We start from the raw sequence: 15921 nt of genomic DNA on the forward strand, positions 1-15921 counted from the left end.
GATGAACGCCGCCCAACTGCGCCGCGTCAATGTTGAAAGCTTTGCGCACTATCGCCAGGGTTTGATTGATCTGCTGCTCGACGCTGTCGGCTATGGCGCCAGTGTCGGGTTCATGGCCGATCTGGATGCCACTCAGGCGCGCGCCTGGTTCGATGGCGTTCAAGAGGACCTGAACAAGGGCAACGTGCTGCTGTGGGTGGTGGTCAAGGACGAGCAAGTGCAGGCCAGCGTGCAACTGACCTTGTGCCAGAAAGCCAACGGTTTGAACCGCGCCGAAGTGCAGAAGCTGCTGGTGCGTGAACACGCGCGCCGCCGTGGGTTGGGCCAACAATTGATGAGCGCCCTGGAACAGGCCGCGCTCCAGCACAAGCGCGGCATGCTTTACCTCGACACTGAAGCCGGTTCCCCGGCCGAGGATTTCTACAAGGCCCTGGGCTACACCCGTGCGGGAGAAATTCCCGACTACGCCTGCGACCCGAGCGGCCGGTACAAACCGACCGCCCTCTACTACAAGATTCTCCAAGGAGCCCATTGATGATTCCCGGTGAATACCAGATCCAGCCCGGCGACATCGAACTCAACGTCGGCCGCCGCACCGTCAGCCTGAAAGTGGCCAACAGTGGCGACCGGCCGATCCAGGTCGGCTCGCACTACCATTTTTTCGAAACCAACGACGCCCTGACCTTCGACCGCGCCGCCAGTCGCGGCATGCGCCTGAACATCCCCGCCGGCACCGCCGTGCGCTTCGAGCCGGGGCAGAGCCGCGAGGTCGAGCTGGTGGACCTGGCCGGGCATCGCCGGGTGTTCGGGTTTGCGGGCAGGGTCATGGGTGACCTGTAAATAATGCGTTGTCCGCTCCGGCCCCATCGCCGGCAAGCCGGCTCCTACAGTAGATCGCATTCCACCCGTCTCTCGGCGTGGAATGCAAACCTGTAGGAGCCGGCTTGCCGGCGAAAGCGAGCACCGCGAGCGATTTCGAATCCAATTGAATCTCAAGGCGAACGAATGAAGATTTCCCGTCAAGCCTACGCCGACATGTTCGGTCCCACCGTCGGCGACAAGGTCCGCCTGGCCGACACCGAGCTGTGGATCGAAGTGGAAAAAGACTTCACCACCTACGGCGAAGAAGTGAAATTCGGCGGCGGCAAAGTCATCCGCGACGGCCAGGGCCAAAGCCAGCTGTTGGCCGCTGAAGTCGTCGACACGGTGATCACCAACGCGCTGATCATCGACCACTGGGGCATCGTCAAAGCCGACGTTGGCCTCAAGGACGGGCGCGTCGCAGGCATCGGCAAGGCCGGCAACCCCGATGTGCAGCCGAACGTCACCATCGCCATCGGCGCCAGTACCGAAGTGATTGCCGGCGAAGGCATGATCCTCACCGCCGGCGGCATCGACACCCACATCCACTTCATCTGCCCGCAGCAGATCGAAGAGGCGCTGATGAGCGGCGTCACCACCATGATCGGCGGCGGCACCGGCCCGGCCACCGGCACCAACGCCACCACTTGCACCTCCGGCCCATGGCACCTGGCGCGGATGCTTCAAGCGGCGGATGCGTTCCCGATGAACATCGGCCTGACGGGCAAGGGCAACGCCAGCCTGCCGGAGCCGTTGATCGAGCAGGTCAAGGCCGGCGCCATCGGCCTCAAGTTGCACGAAGACTGGGGCACCACCCCGGCGAGTATCGACAACTGCCTGACGGTGGCCGATCAGTACGACGTGCAGGTGGCGATCCACACTGACACCCTCAACGAATCCGGTTTCGTCGAGACCACCCTCGCCGCCTTCAAGGGCCGCACCATCCACACCTATCACACCGAAGGCGCGGGCGGCGGCCATGCCCCGGACATCATCAAGGCCTGCGGTTTTACCAACGTGCTGCCAAGCTCGACCAACCCGACCCGGCCGTTCACCCGCAACACCATCGACGAACACCTCGACATGCTGATGGTCTGCCATCACCTGGACCCGAGCATTGCCGAAGACGTGGCCTTCGCCGAAAGCCGCATTCGCCGCGAAACGATTGCCGCCGAAGACATCCTCCACGACCTCGGCGCGTTCTCGATGATCAGCTCCGACAGCCAGGCCATGGGCCGCGTCGGTGAAGTGATCACGCGCACCTGGCAAACCGCCGACAAGATGAAAAAGCAGCGCGGCCCACTGCCGGGGGATGGCGAGGGCAACGACAACTTCCGCGCCAAACGCTACATCGCCAAGTACACCATCAACCCGGCGATCACCCACGGCATCAGCCATGAAGTGGGTTCGGTCGAAGTCGGCAAGTGGGCCGATCTGGTGCTGTGGCGACCGGCGTTTTTTGGGGTCAAACCGACATTGATCCTCAAGGGCGGTGCCATTGCGGCCAGCCTGATGGGCGACGCCAACGCCTCGATTCCGACGCCGCAACCCGTGCACTACCGCCCGATGTTCGCCAGTTACGGCGGCTCGTTGCACGCCACCAGCCTGACGTTCATCAGCCAGGCGGCGCAGGAGGCTGGACTTCCCGAAGCGCTGGGCTTGAAGAAGAAAATCGCTGTGGTCAAAGGTTGCCGCGATGTGCAGAAAACCGACTTGATCCACAACGACTACCTGCCGAGTATCGATGTCGACCCTCAGACGTATCAGGTCAAGGCCGACGGCGTGCTGCTTTGGTGCGAGCCAGCGGATGTGCTGCCGATGGCCCAGCGTTACTTCCTGTTTTAATCGGTCAAATCACCGGAGCCTGGCTGGCCAGGCTCCGGCGTATAACAGCAGCGATCAGGTGTTCGGTTGTACGGTGAAGGGGATTTCTACCCGTTGCAGTTTTGCCCGTTCGATTGCCTGGCGTGTGAACGTTTTGATAAAGGCTTTCTTGTCTTCGTCGATGACTTCCAGTTCGGCGGCATATTCCGCTTCAGTCATGACCCGTCCCGGCGCAAACTCACTTTCCGGTTTGTTCAACTCAGCGCCGAGCACCCTGAGTTCTTCCTTCAACCGAGCCTTTTGCTCAAGGGAAAGCGTTGTGTCGGTTGCTCGTTTTTCAAGCGCTGAGTAGAACTCAATCGTGGCTTCAATCCGGCGTCTGAAACCCTTGATAACCCCCCGGTTGGAACCCTCGACGTAGGATGACCAGAACGACTGCTCGATGAGCAAATCGTCGAGCAATTCACCCGCCTCAAGGTTCAGTACACGATGGAATGCATCTTCGATCATCGCACTCGTGACGCCGGCGATTTTTCTGAACTGCATTTTTCGCGACTGCCAGGGCAGGTCCAGCCGGTCGGCAAGATCCGTCATGAATGCCAGGTGAACTTCAACCTCATCAATCGTGCCGGTGACCTCGCCCGTCGCATTGACGCGCCTGAATTCCTCACCCATCGCCTCGCGCTCGGAAATCGTTTTGCGCGCGATCCGGCTCAGTTCATCCAGACGTGACTTGCCCTGCGCCAGCGACACCAGTTCACCCTCGACCAGCGCGGGATTTGCCAGTTCGTAGGCTTCATGAATCAACACCTCCATCCCCATGGCATTGAACAGCTGCGCACCGGCATCGACGCACGCCGTGGGCACGGTGGTCAGGGTGAAGAGTTTTTGCCGAAGCTCGGTATTTTTCGACATCGCATCGAGCATTCGCCAGACCTTGGCGGTCATGTCGACCCGAAACCCGGGGTCGCGATTGAAATGCCCCGATTCGGTGAGTTTGCGAATCTCGTTGAAGAAGCCGACCGAACCAATCTCATCCTCGACGCTGTTCCACACCTCCTGCCTGGCCACCCATTCCGGCCGGGTCATGCCGGCTTCCCAGTCGAGGCTGTCGCGCACGCCGCGAGGCGGATACGGTCGATCGGGGTCCATGCCGACAGACGCGATGTACTCCCTGAGCGTTTGCAGATTGAAGGCCGGCAAAAACTCAGGCTCCCGGCTCAACAACGTACGCGCCAGCAATTCCGCCTGGACCGAGCCTCGCGTGACCATGGGCACGTAGGTGATTTCGTTGCGCTGCATGTCCAGGTAAAAATGCCGGAACCGTGGCTGCGCGAACAACCCGTCCGGCCACGTCCGAATGCCGGTGTCGGCCAGGATCAGCGTATGCAACATGCGCATGCTGCCAATATCCGGGCCTTGCCCCAGAGGATTGCCGAGCAAATCGAGGATCTGAAGCCGCGTCAAGTTGCGCAGGTCTGCGACGCCTCGCGCATCCAGGACAATGCGGTTTGCTCGCAGATTCAGTTCCGTCAGCGCACGCATGCGGCCGATGGCACGAGGAAGTCGGGTGAGCGCATTACCGTTGACGTTGAGCGAGCGCAATCGGGGGAAATGATCGAGCAATGAAACCTGCGTGTCGGTCAATTCGGTTCCGTTCAGATTGAGGCGGGTGACGTGATCGAAGTTTCCCCCCAGTGCGGGCATGGTGCGCAGATGACGCCCCAACGGCATGTTCTCGAGATCGAGCACGACGCCTCGCAGCTCGCCGTACGAATCCACATCGCGCAATCCGGTGTGCTGCCAACATTCCCTGACCGCTTTGTACACCGCGTTTCTGGACTGCCATTCGGCGATACCGGCGGACGTGAAGCGGAATGCCTCGGTCGGTGATTTCAGCCAGCGTTGGAAATTGGTGTTCAACCGATTGAATTCCGCTTCGAGGTCGCTTGCCCTCTGCTCAAGACTGACGTCGCTCCCCCCCGCTTGCAGATAGGACTGCGCTTCGGCCTCCGTCCATCCGGGGCGAACGACTCGGACCCGCTCTTGAGGCGTCAACCGTCCAGAGACCCGACCCAACCCCTGAGAAACCCCACGCATGCCCCCACGCAGACGCATCGTGGCTGGATCGTACGCAGGTTTTCGAACAGGGTTATCCGCCAGAAGCGCGTTGAACCTGTCCCGTGGCAATGGCGCTTTTTGAATGGCGTGCTTGAGCGTCGAGCCTTGATTGATCTGGTACCCCAGCGCGTTTCGTTCGGCATCAGGCAGGGTATGCAACACAGACGCATAGAGGTCATCGGCCCCATGCAGATGCAGATCATCGGCATCGCGGGCCTGGTACTGACCGTCCTCGCTGACAAGGATTCGGCGAACGGCGGCATCTGCCGGGCCGACACTGTCACGCAACGGACCATCGAATGAAGACTCACGGATTTCGATGCGCACGTTTGCGGGCCAGTCGGGCAACGCTTGCAACGAGTGCAGCGCCAATCGCTCGCTATCGACACCGTACGCGGCATCGAGGAAAAGCCCTTCGTAAGCACGTGCGGCGCGTAACGTGCGCAAGGCCAACCGAGTGCGTTCTCTGAGCTGCAAGGGGATGCGCGAAGACTCGGTGATGTTGAGCAAGTCTTGCGGTTCGATGTCGGCCAGCAACTCACGGGCGATCACCGTGGGGAGGTTGCTGAAGGCGTCCTGGAGCACCCGAACTTGCCGGTTGTCTGTCTGCTGCATTCGACGATTGAGCGCGTCAAACAAAGGTCCCGGATGACTGCCTGCCCGCCCCGCGAGCTTGTTTTTCAAGGCGTCGATGCGGATACGCTCGTCAGTGGAAATACTCTGTCCGAACAACGCATGGATGTCGGCCTCATTGACAAACTTCACGGCCAGCTCCGGAAGTTTCCCGGCACCGACCTCGGCACGGCTTATCTTCAGCGTATTGGCCGGCGACGCGTCGAGATTGCCGTACTTGATCGAGCGCCCCGACTGTCCGGCGCCGTCAAAAAGCTCGATGCTTTTTTGCTCAGGCCAGCCCGGCAGTTCGACCAGCAAACGGGGCACCTGCTCGATGAACGCTTCGGGAACCTCATCGAGCACTATCTGCCCGGGCAGCTTTTGCACATCAGCCCAGGTCTTGAAGCGTTCGATCGTGTCGGTCAGCAGCGCGGGCGGTGATTCGTTGACGACATGCAGCCGGCGCAACAGGTCTTCCTCGACACCGCTGGCGATACGAATCTGCTCCAGCGTGGCCTCGGGCAAATCCTCAACCGCCAGCCCCAGGCGCCGCATGAGCGTGATTTTGCCCCATTCGAAGGGTCGGTCGAGCTCGGTCTTCCACACACCGGCACCGTCGTGTTCGAGTGTGGGCTGATACGCCTGCGGCCGATCCGGATGTTGCAGGCGTGGCTGGCCCGTGAGTGGGTCGTTTCTGACTTCGAAGTACTTGTTTTCATGCTTCAGGATGGTTTTTTCGCTGTGCCTGAACAGCCCCTGCTCGCCAGGCGTCGCCGTTTTCGGCAACGTCAGGTCATGGGCGTAGGGCGACAGGTCCGGCTTCCACAGGCGTGTCTTGCCGTCAGGCAACTCAACCTTTTTCAACTGATCGATAAACGCCGACGGTTTGACCGACGCCGCCGCACCGGCGGGTAAAACATTCCCCGCCGCCATAATGGCCAGTTGCGCGAAATTGATCATGACCCCGGTGAGATGGGCAGCCGCTTCGTCCCTGTCGCCCTTGCTCCACTCCTCAATACCTTCCATGGTTTCGAACAGCATCTGCCCGACCATGACCGCCAGCATCGCTTCGCCCAACCCAGGAACCAACATGGCGCCGAAGTTGAATACGTTCCAGCCGATGCTCAGATAGCTGGTCAACCGATTCCAGCGAGTGATCGCGTCTTCATCGTCGGTCGGCACCGCGATGTGCCGCGCATCCGCAATCGCCTTGTCCCTGCGCCAACGACCGAGTTGCGACCAGAGATCGCCAGAAATGATGTTGGTGACGGGCTCTGCGTTGGCATTTTCAACCGCGGTCTCTCGCCACCACGGCCCCATGTCCAGTGGCTCACGCTGTGCCCAAGTGAACGTGGTGAAACGCTCGCGAACCCGGGCAAAGAATTTGCCATGGTCTTTTTGTGCCACGAACCGGCTGAAAAACTGTTGATAGTCTGGCGAGCGCAACTGGCTCGTCAGTTCCTTCATGAAGTCAGTGAAGGACGCATACTCTTTGAAGGGATGGTCAGGATCATCCGGGACATAAGCGATCAACGTCCCGTCGAGACGGCTTTGTTGAAAACCATCTTCCCTTTGCAAAGTGGCGTCGACGAGACCGCTGGGGCCATTGGCGAAAAACGCCTCGAGTAATTTGAACTGTTCAAACTCCTGGCCCGGTAGCAGCGTCAGACGTCTGGACCATTCCATCAGTGTGCGTTGGTGCCGGGGAACCAGACTGTCGTAAATTCTTTTAACTTCAGTGGGGTCTGCCACGGCACTGAACAACAGGATGCCGGACAACCTGAAGCCCATTAACGAAAGTCGATGGCAGTGCAAAGGACGATGATTCCACGCAATGCCCTTTTCATTGTCACGAACTTGCTGAAGTTTCCCGTAGCCATAAGAACTGATGTCTTTTTTCAAGTACGCAATTAACGCGGCTTCGTTGAAAGCGGCTTTTTCGCCGGCGATGCATTGCCGTTCAACCAACGCTTTGGCCGCAGCTTGTTGCGGAGTTAAAAGTGACTTGATGTGACGCTGATACTGCGCGCCGATATCAAGCGTCCGGCACAGGGCAGCGAATCGTTCGACCGTCAGTGCATGCCGCTGTAACTCGTTTTCGTCGTCCCGGGTGAAGATGCCGGAGCCGTCGCGAAACGCGCCCGCCTGCGTTTCAGGCGCCTCGAAATTGTAAAGCGCCGCTTCCAGCAAAGTCGATTGCCTGAACCGACTGGCATTGGTATCGATGCCAAAACCCAGATTTGCCGGGATATACAGGCGGATGAGCGTCGCATTGACGTCCAGTTCCAGATTCAGCTGGCTCTTTAATGCGCTAATGAGCAAAGGTTCGGCAAAAGCAAGAATGTCTCGCTGTACATCCTCCAGCGCGTCGTCCAACGGGGCCTGAACACGCCAGCGTTCATCCGTCAGTTGCTTGAGGTACTGACGATCGATGGCGCGGGTATTCAAGTACCACTGTGGAAACTCCGCTGTCGAATCGGCCATCGTAAGCAGTCGCGAAACAGGTGCGTCTTTTAGCGGCGAAGGCAGTTTGCCCAGCAGATACTCGCGATGAACATTGGCTTTGTTTCTTCCATGCCCGGTAATAACTTGCAACGCCGGAGCGTCCGATAGTTCGTTCATTTCGCAAATCCTTATGCGATGAAAAGAACCACCAGACTATTGAGTGCGGTTAAAAACAAAAGATTAAAAAACCACTTGGAAAACCGCATCAGACCAACAATGCATTTAATTTCAGGATCTAAAAAATATTTAATTAGCACCCTGAGGCCACCAAAGAATGATCGCCGGCGCAGTGGTAGTTTTTAGAGGGTGCCAAAGGGGCTAAGATGCCTCGGATTGTCACCAGGAAACCGACCATGCGCTTATCCGAATTCATCAGGCAACACGTAGACCGTATCGTCGATGAATGGGAGCAGTTCGCCAGGACGATTACCCCGGCGGCCGAAAATATGGATCGAGTGGCCTTGCGTGATCACGCCAGGGAAATCCTGTTGGCAGCAGCGCGGGACATGACCACCACGCAAACCGCCAGCGAGCAACTTGCCAAGGCCAAGGGCGAAGGTCCGGAGAAAACCCCGAGCCTGGACGAAGCCGGCGCCAGCCATGGTGAACTGCGCCATACCGTGGGCTTCGATCTGGTGCAGATGACCAGCGAATTCCGTCACCTGCGCGCCTGTGTGATCCGGCTCTGGGTCAACAGTCTGGAATCGCCGGACCTCGCTTACTTCCAGGACATGATCCGTTTCAACGAAGCCATCGATGAAGCCCTTGCCGAATCCACGGCGGCCTATGCCGAACAGGTCAATCGCTCGCGGGATATCTTCCTGGCTATTCTCGGCCATGACCTGCGCGCACCCTTACAGGCAGTGAGCCTGTCCACCGAAATGCTGATGCGCAAAACCACGCTTGAAGGCGATGCCTTGGCTTGCGCGGTCAACATCAAGCGCGGTGCGCGGAACATGGCGGTGATGGTCGGCGATTTGCTGGAGCTGGTGCGCAGTCGCCTGGGCAAGAGCCTGCCGATTGAACCGAAGCCGATGGACCTGACCGACGCGGCTCACGCGGCGATTACCGAAGCTTGTGCCGGCAATCCCGAGTGCGATCCGACGGTTCACGTAGAGGGAGATACGACAGGCATCTGGGATGCCGGACGCCTGGCTCAACTGCTGCAAAACCTGATCGGCAATGCGCTGCAGCATGGGTCGAACAAACATGATGTGACGGTGACCCTCACCGGCGAACCAGACACGGTTCGTCTAACGGTGCATAACTTTGGAGCGCCGATACCCGAGGACGCGATCGGCACGATCTTCGATCCGCTGGTACGCAGCGCCGATGAAGAACTCGGCCAGCCGTCCACCAGCCTTGGCCTGGGATTGTTCATCGTCAAGGAAGTGGTCGATGCGCACAGTGGGACGATCGAGGTCAGCTCGAACGAAGTAGATGGGACGTTGTTTACCGTGGTGTTGCCGAGATAGACCGCCGTGCACGGTCATGAACTGTAGGAGCCGGCTTGCTGGCGATGGGGGCAACGCGGTCTGTCTGACTCACCGCATCATCGTTCATCGCCAGCAAGCCGGCTCCTACAGGAATCGAATTCGCTTCAGCTATTCGACAACCAACCGCGCCAACCGCTGCTTGAGCATCCGGTTCTCGGCCCGCAGTTGCTGCACCTCTTCAAGCAGGTCGAGCGCCAGGGCGACGCCTTCCCACTCCAGCTCCAGGTCGTGCCGCAACTTCGCGGCACGCTTGGCCAGCGCCAGCTCATAATCGGTGAAACGCCAATCCTTGGGCTGCTCGCCCTGAGGTTCGAGGATGCCGTGCTCGACGATTTCGATCACGTAGACGTCCGACAAATCGGTCGCCTCACAGAATTCTGCCATGTCCAGTTGAACGATCAGGGGGTTGCTCATGATGGGCTACTCCGTCTCTTGGATCAGAAGTTTTCTCTCGGGTCGAATGCGGCTTTTTTCGCCAGTTCCTGCCACAACGCCTTGACCTCGTCGCTCGAGGTTTTTGGCATGACCGCCTTCAATTGCACGAACAGATAACCGCGTTGACCGGCCTTGTTCAGCAAGCCGTGGCCCTTGGCACGCATACGCTGGCCGTTCTGGCTACCGGCGGGCACCTTGAGGTTGATCTTGCCTGTCAGTGTAGGCACGGCCACTTCGGTTCCCAACGCCAATTCCCACGGAGCCAGCGGCAGCGTAATGATCAGGTCCTCGCCTTCGACGTCGAACTTCGGATGCGGCGCAAAGCGAATGATCAGGAACAAGTCGCCGTTGGCGCCACCACCGATGCCCGGTGCACCCTGCCCTTTGAGGCGGATACGCTCGCCGTCGGTCACGCCGGCGGGGATTTTCACGTTCAGGCTTTTGCTGGTGTTGCTGACGTGCTGGCCGGCAGCGTTGTACTGCGGCACCTGGAACGTGACCTTCTTCGATTCGTTCGAGAGGGTTTCTTCCAGAAAGATTCCAAGTTCCATTTCCACGTCTTGCCCTCGACGTCCGGCACTGCGACGCGACTCTCCACCACCAAAACCAGGACCACGGTTACCGAAGATCGAACTGAAAAAGTCCGAGAAATCGCCCGATTCCTGACCGCCACCGAATCCAGCGCCGCCACGCCCCTGCCAACCCGGCGGGCCCTGGAACGGTTGGCCGTGCTGGCCGTATTTGCGCAAGTCGTCGTATTCGGCGCGCTTGTCGGCGCTTTTCAGCGCTTCATAGGCTTCCGAAGCGTCCTTGAATTTGGACTCGGCGTCCTTTTCCTTGCTGACGTCGGGGTGGTATTTGCGCGCCAGCTTGCGATAAGCCGCCTTGATCGTCTTATCGTCCGCGGTCGGTTCCACACCGAGAATCTTGTAATAGTCTTTGAAGTCCATCGTGGAATCACCATCCATTATCAAAATCGCGCCATCAGCCTCAGCATGCTCTTAATTGCCGCACGAGGTTTGACCGATCTCAAGTTTGTGACCGGACAGCGCATTAGAAGTTTATCGGCAGCGGCGGGCGGTTCTTTTGACCATCCCAATGGCTGCCAGGGCCAATGCAGACAAGTTTGGGGCATCGGGCCATCTTATCAAGGCGCTAATTACCGAGATTTAGCGGATAGTCGGCCTTCGAATCTGCGTCGCACTGACATACACTGCGCGGCCGTTTTTTAACCGGAACCTGATAGACATGAAAAACGCATCTCCAGCCCGTGCCTGTGGTATCGACTTCGGCACGTCCAACTCCACCGTCGGCTGGCTGCGCCCCGGCATGGAAACGCTGATCGCGCTGGAGGACGACAAGATCACCCTGCCCTCGGTGGTCTTCTTCAATATGGAAGAACGCCGCCCGGTGTACGGCCGACTGGCGCTGCACGAGTACCTGGAAGGCTACGAAGGCCGGCTGATGCGCTCGCTCAAGAGCCTGCTGGGTTCCAAGCTGATCAAGCACGACACCAGCGTTCTCGGCACGGCGATGCCGTTCAAGGACCTGCTCGGGTTGTTCATCGGCCAGTTGAAGAAACGTGCCGAAACCGCCGCTGGTCGCGAGTTCGAAGAAGTGGTGCTAGGTCGTCCGGTGTTCTTCGTCGATGACGACGAAATGGCTGACCAGGAAGCGGAAAACACCTTGGTGGACGTGGCCCGCGCCATTGGCTTCAAGGATGTGTCGTTCCAGTACGAGCCGATTGCGGCAGCGTTCGACTATGAGTCGACCATCGAAAAGGAAGAGTTGGTACTGATCGTCGACATCGGCGGTGGTACGTCTGACTTCTCGCTGGTACGCCTGTCGCCCGAGCGCCGCAACCACGACAACCGTCACGAGGACATCCTCGCCACCGGCGGCGTGCACATCGGCGGGACCGATTTCGACAAGCAGTTGAGCCTGCAAGGCCTGATGCCACTGTTCGGCTACGGCAGCCGGATGAAGAGCGGCGCCTACATGCCGACCAGCCACCACATGAACCTGGCGACCTGGCACACCATCAACTCGGTGTACTCGCAGAAGTCGACCCTGGCCCTGGGCAGCATGCGCTACGACATCGAAGACACTGGCGGCATCGACCGTCTGTTCAAGCTGATCGAGCAACGTGCCGGGCACTGGCTGGCGATGGAAGTGGAAGAAACCAAGATCCAGCTGACCCATGCCGACAGCCGCCATGTGCCGCTGGACCGCATCGAGCCGGGCCTGAGCGTGGAGTTGAGCCGAGCGTTGTTCGAATCGGCCATCGACAACCTGCTGGAGCGCGTGCGCAACAGCGTGACCCAGATGCTGAACGACGCCAACGTGCGGGTCGATCAGGTGGATACGGTGTTCTTCACCGGTGGTTCGAGCGGGATTCCGGCATTGCGCAACAGCGTCTCGGCGATGTTGCCGAATGCGCGGCATGTGGAAGGCAACATCTTTGGCAGCATCGGCAGTGGTTTGGCGATTGAAGCGGCCAAGCGTTACGGGCCGATGGACTGATCCGAAACCGAGGCGCGCCCTTCGCGGGCAAGCCTCGCTCCTACAGGTTTGGTGTCGTAACCATTATCGGTGAACGACACAAACCCTGTAGGAGCGAGGCTTGCCCGCGAAGGCGTCAGAACAGGCGACACATTCCGGGATCAAACCATCCCCACCTGCTTCAACTCACTCTTCAAATACGCGTAATAAATCGGCCCCGCCACCACCCCCGGCAGGCCGAACGCGGCCTCGAACACCAGCATCGCCAACAGCAACTCCCACGACTTGGCACTGATCTGCCCGCCGACAATGCGCGCGTTGAGGAAGTATTCGAGCTTGTGGATAACAATCAGGTAACCCAGCGCGGCCACCGCGACCCAGATCGACAGCGACAAGCCGACGATGGTGATCAGCGTGTTCGACATCAGGTTGCCGATCACCGGCAACAGGCCGAGCAGGAAGGTCAGCACGATCAGGGTTTTGGTCAGCGGCAACTTGATGCCGAACATCGGCAGAACCACCGCCAGGAAAATCCCGGTGAAGAAGGTGTTGAGCAGGGAAATCTTGATCTGTGCGAACACGATGTTGCGGAACGCCTGGACCAGCAGGTGCAAGCGATCAAACAGTGCGGCGGCCAACGGCTTGCGCTTGGTCAGGTCCGGCACCCGTTGCAGGGCGATGATCGCGCCGAGCACCATGCCGATCAGCAACGTCACGAACATGTGCGCCGCGTCCTTGCCCACCAGCTGCAGGTCGCTGAGGTGTTTGCTCATCCACTCGCCAATCGCCACGCGAAACTCGGCGGCGCTGGCCGGCAGGTAGGCGTCGATGAACGGCGGCAACTGACCGCGAGCGCGGTCGACCACAAGCATGAATTTATCGAGGGAAGCGCCGGGGTTTTCCGCTTCATGCAGCAGGAAACTGATGGCGCCGGCGAAGATCAGCGTCAGCACACTGACCACTAACGTTCCCAGTAACGCCACCGCCAGCCAGCGCGCACGCCGACCTTCGATCAGCCGCTGCAATTGCGGGGTGAGCATGTTGACCAGTTCGAACACCAGCAGACCGGCCAGCAGGCTTGGCAGCAAGCGCAACGGAATCACCAGCAGCAAACCACCAAAGATGATGACCCAACTGATGAGCAGCAAGACTTGGCGTTGAGAAAACGTTGGCATACAGCCTCAAAACGAACGGCGTAAAAGGATTGGCAGTCTGCCAGCGTTCGGGTGTCAGCACTAGGGATTGTGTGGGGCGACGTTGGTCGGGGGCTGACCTGTTTTTTTCAGTGCCCTTACCGGCCTCATCGCGAGCAGGCTCGCTCCCACATTTGTCCTGTGTATGCAGATCCATTGTGGGAGCGAGCCTGCTCGCGATGGGGCCCTCACAATCCCCGCAAATCCGTTTATTTTTTCTTCAGGCAATCACTCATGAACGCCTTGCGCTCATCACCCTTGAGGGCTTTGGTCGCGGCATCGGCATTGCAGGTTTTCATCTTCTCTTGCTGAGGGGTCAGGGCTTTCGCGTCATTGGCGGCGGGCGCGGCTTTTAGGCAGGTGCTCATGAAGGCTTTGCGCTCATCGCCCTTGAGGCTTTTCGCGGTAGCGTCGGCATTGCAGGTGGTCATCTTGTTCTGTTGGGCAGTGGCAGCGAAGCCCTGGGAGCAGAGCAGCAAACCGATCATCAACAAAGGGACACGCAACATCTTCATGGAGTTTTCTCCTTGTTGCCGCACCGAGGGGCACGGCCTCGCTCTGGAGTGTAGACAAAGCCTGTTACAGCTTCCTGCCCGACAGATGGCTTCGGCGATACTGCTCCGGCGTACACCCGGCCTGGCGCTGGAACATGGCGATAAACGCCGATCCGGTGCTGTAACCCATGTCGAACGCGATTTCCTGAATGCTGCGATGGCTGTCCAGTGCTTCGATCGCCGCCAGAAAGCGCAGGCGCTGCCGCCACTCGCCGAAACTCATGCCCAACTCACGCACAAACTGCCGCGCCAGGGTGCGCTCGCTGACGTGAATCTGCTCGGCCCATGCCGACAGCGGCCGGTTATCTCCGGGCTCAACCTGCAAGGCTTCCAGGATACCGAGCAGCCCGGGACTGCTGGCGTAGGGCAAGTAGCATTGGTGGATGGGCGCCTGCTGCAGCTGATCCACCAGCACTTGGGCCAGGCGCTGGTCGGCCTCTTGCTCGGGAATCTTCACGTCTCGGGCGGCGAAGTCCTTGAGGATTGCCTTGAGGATGTCGCTGATCGCCAGGGTGCAGGCCTGCTTCGGCAGCTCGTGGCACAGCGCCGGCGCCAGGCAGACGGCTCGGTAGTTGATCGGCTGATTGCTGTAGAAACTGTGTTCGATCTGCGGCGGCACCCACACGGCGTATTGCGGTGGCGACATGAAACGGCTGCTGCCGATTTCCATGTGCAAGACACCATTGGCCGAATATTCCAGAGTGCCCCAGGGGTGACGGTGGGCCGAGGCATATTCGTGGCTATTGAAGTCGGCGTAGCGGAAGTACACCGGCGCGGGCAACTCGCTGAAATCCAGCAGGTCGATGTGTTTGCTGTTCATGCTGTCTGTCATCAGGGTCAGGTTGTCTGGATCGCAGTATAGGCTTGCATCCGGACAGGCGATAATTCTCCCTCATTAACGTTCTGGTTGTTCCTGATGCAATACGCTTATCCCCTGCTGGCCATTTTCATTTGGGCTGGCAACACCGTGATCACCAAAATGTCGGCCGGGGCGATCTTCCCGGCGGAGATCGGTTTTTACCGCTGGCTGCTGGCCGGATTGTTGTTCACGCCGTTCATGCTCAAACCGGTGATCGCCCATTGGCCGGCCATCCGTCCGAACCTGTGGAAGATTTTCATCCTCGGCGTGCTGGGCATGGCGGTTTATCAGAGCCTGGCGTACTTCGCGGCGACGCTGACCTCCGCCACCAATATGGGCATCATCCTGTCGCTGATGCCGTTGATGTCGCTGGCCATGGCCATCGTCAGCCTCGGCCAGCGCCTGACCGCTGGTGCGCTGGCCGGTGCGGTGTTGTCGTTTGGCGGTGTGTTGGTGGTGGTGTCGTCCGGTAGCCTCAGTGCATTGCTTGAGCACGGGGTGAACCTGGGCGATGCAATGATGCTGATCGCCACGCTGGCCTACGCGATTTACAGCACGCTGCTGAAAAAATGGCAGCTGCGTTTGCCGCCGCTGGTGTTGTTGTATCTGCAGGTGTGGGTGGCGGTGGCGGTGCTGTTTCCGTTGTTCGCCGTGTCGCCGAAAATCGGTCCGACGCTGCAAAACATTCCGCTGGTGCTGTATGCCTGCCTGTTGGCGTCGATGGTTGCGCCACTGGCATGGATGCAGGCCGTGGTGCGTCTTGGGCCGAGCCGGACGACGCTGTTTTTCAATTTGCTGCCGGTGATTACCGCATTGATTGCCGCGCTGGTGTTGCATGAGCAATTGGCGATGTATCACCTGGTGGGCGGGATGTTGACGTTGGGTGGGGTGATTGTTTCGGAGCGTTGGACCACGGTGTTGGGCCGTAAGGTCAGCGTCGCCTGACCAGGCGCCTT

12 protein-coding genes are annotated in these 15921 nt (G+C 59.4%); 6 read left to right on the plus strand and 6 right to left on the minus strand.

The features are described from left to right. Position 1 precedes the first annotated feature (1 nt). The 3 genes from ACYZUC_RS17230 to ureC all read left to right on the plus strand — a co-directional run bounded on the left by ACYZUC_RS17230 (position 2) and on the right by ureC (position 2706). Positions 2-535, plus strand: a complete 534-nt coding sequence (locus ACYZUC_RS17230; RefSeq protein ID WP_461989428.1) for a GNAT family N-acetyltransferase — start codon at positions 2-4, stop codon at positions 533-535. Next, the gene (locus tag ACYZUC_RS17235) at positions 535-840 is read left to right on the plus strand and encodes an urease subunit beta (protein WP_192226951.1); all 306 of its coding nucleotides are present in this window, start codon (positions 535-537) and stop codon (positions 838-840) included. The genes ACYZUC_RS17230 and ACYZUC_RS17235 overlap by 1 nt, the downstream gene beginning before the upstream one ends. 165 nt (positions 841-1005) lie before the next feature. Further along, positions 1006-2706: an urease subunit alpha gene (gene ureC / locus ACYZUC_RS17240; protein WP_008038690.1), complete on the plus strand. Its 1701-nt coding sequence runs from the start codon at positions 1006-1008 to the stop codon at positions 2704-2706. A gap of 54 nt (positions 2707-2760) precedes the next feature. On the opposite strand, the gene ACYZUC_RS17245 is transcribed toward ureC, so the two are convergent. After that, positions 2761-8043: a dermonecrotic toxin domain-containing protein gene (locus ACYZUC_RS17245; RefSeq protein ID WP_461989429.1), complete on the minus strand. Its 5283-nt coding sequence runs from the start codon at positions 8041-8043 to the stop codon at positions 2761-2763. A 236-nt stretch (positions 8044-8279) separates the two neighbouring features. Here ACYZUC_RS17245 and ACYZUC_RS17250 point away from each other — a divergent pair, with 236 nt between their 5' ends. Continuing rightward, positions 8280-9401, plus strand: a complete 1122-nt coding sequence (locus tag ACYZUC_RS17250; protein ID WP_461989430.1) for an ATP-binding protein — start codon at positions 8280-8282, stop codon at positions 9399-9401. Positions 9402-9530: 129 nt separating this feature from the next. Here the strand turns inward: ACYZUC_RS17250 and ACYZUC_RS17255 are convergent, their stop codons facing one another. Both ACYZUC_RS17255 and ACYZUC_RS17260 read right to left on the minus strand, forming a co-directional pair. Next, positions 9531-9836 (minus strand): chaperone modulator CbpM, encoded by a 306-nt coding sequence (locus ACYZUC_RS17255; RefSeq protein WP_461989431.1) that lies wholly within the window; start codon positions 9834-9836, stop codon positions 9531-9533. Positions 9837-9859: 23 nt separating this feature from the next. Beyond that, positions 9860-10807: a DnaJ C-terminal domain-containing protein gene (locus tag ACYZUC_RS17260; RefSeq protein WP_461989432.1), complete on the minus strand. Its 948-nt coding sequence runs from the start codon at positions 10805-10807 to the stop codon at positions 9860-9862. Between the two features lie 298 nt (positions 10808-11105). Between ACYZUC_RS17260 and ACYZUC_RS17265 the strand changes: the two genes are divergently transcribed. After that, the gene (locus tag ACYZUC_RS17265) at positions 11106-12380 is read left to right on the plus strand and encodes an Hsp70 family protein (RefSeq protein ID WP_461989433.1); all 1275 of its coding nucleotides are present in this window, start codon (positions 11106-11108) and stop codon (positions 12378-12380) included. Between the two features lie 140 nt (positions 12381-12520). On the opposite strand, the gene ACYZUC_RS17270 is transcribed toward ACYZUC_RS17265, so the two are convergent. The 3 genes from ACYZUC_RS17270 to ACYZUC_RS17280 form a co-directional block, all read right to left on the minus strand. Then, positions 12521-13534: an AI-2E family transporter gene (locus ACYZUC_RS17270; RefSeq protein ID WP_461989434.1), complete on the minus strand. Its 1014-nt coding sequence runs from the start codon at positions 13532-13534 to the stop codon at positions 12521-12523. A gap of 227 nt (positions 13535-13761) precedes the next feature. Further along, on the minus strand, positions 13762-14067 hold the full coding sequence (locus ACYZUC_RS17275; RefSeq protein ID WP_084319263.1) for a PsiF family protein: 306 nt from the start codon (positions 14065-14067) through the stop codon (positions 13762-13764). A 64-nt stretch (positions 14068-14131) separates the two neighbouring features. Beyond that, a complete protein-coding gene (locus tag ACYZUC_RS17280; protein WP_461989435.1) occupies positions 14132-14926 on the minus strand; it encodes an AraC family transcriptional regulator in 795 nt (264 codons plus the stop codon). Between the two features lie 96 nt (positions 14927-15022). Between ACYZUC_RS17280 and ACYZUC_RS17285 the strand changes: the two genes are divergently transcribed. Then, positions 15023-15910, plus strand: a complete 888-nt coding sequence (locus ACYZUC_RS17285; RefSeq protein ID WP_461989436.1) for a DMT family transporter — start codon at positions 15023-15025, stop codon at positions 15908-15910. Positions 15911-15921 lie beyond the last annotated feature (11 nt).

The organism is Pseudomonas sp. GT1P32, from assembly GCF_054897805.1.

Coding starts and splice junctions, on each gene's coding strand:
- ACYZUC_RS17230 (WP_461989428.1), top strand. CDS start 2: ATGAACGCCGCCCAACTGCGCCGCGTCAATGTTGAAAGCTTTGCGCAC.
- ACYZUC_RS17235 (WP_192226951.1), top strand. CDS start 535: ATGATTCCCGGTGAATACCAGATCCAGCCCGGCGACATCGAACTCAAC.
- ureC (WP_008038690.1), top strand. CDS start 1,006: ATGAAGATTTCCCGTCAAGCCTACGCCGACATGTTCGGTCCCACCGTC.
- ACYZUC_RS17245 (WP_461989429.1), bottom strand. CDS start 8,043: ATGAACGAACTATCGGACGCTCCGGCGTTGCAAGTTATTACCGGGCAT.
- ACYZUC_RS17250 (WP_461989430.1), top strand. CDS start 8,280: ATGCGCTTATCCGAATTCATCAGGCAACACGTAGACCGTATCGTCGAT.
- ACYZUC_RS17255 (WP_461989431.1), bottom strand. CDS start 9,836: ATGAGCAACCCCCTGATCGTTCAACTGGACATGGCAGAATTCTGTGAG.
- ACYZUC_RS17260 (WP_461989432.1), bottom strand. CDS start 10,807: ATGGACTTCAAAGACTATTACAAGATTCTCGGTGTGGAACCGACCGCG.
- ACYZUC_RS17265 (WP_461989433.1), top strand. CDS start 11,106: ATGAAAAACGCATCTCCAGCCCGTGCCTGTGGTATCGACTTCGGCACG.
- ACYZUC_RS17270 (WP_461989434.1), bottom strand. CDS start 13,534: ATGCCAACGTTTTCTCAACGCCAAGTCTTGCTGCTCATCAGTTGGGTC.
- ACYZUC_RS17275 (WP_084319263.1), bottom strand. CDS start 14,067: ATGAAGATGTTGCGTGTCCCTTTGTTGATGATCGGTTTGCTGCTCTGC.
- ACYZUC_RS17280 (WP_461989435.1), bottom strand. CDS start 14,926: ATGAACAGCAAACACATCGACCTGCTGGATTTCAGCGAGTTGCCCGCG.
- ACYZUC_RS17285 (WP_461989436.1), top strand. CDS start 15,023: ATGCAATACGCTTATCCCCTGCTGGCCATTTTCATTTGGGCTGGCAAC.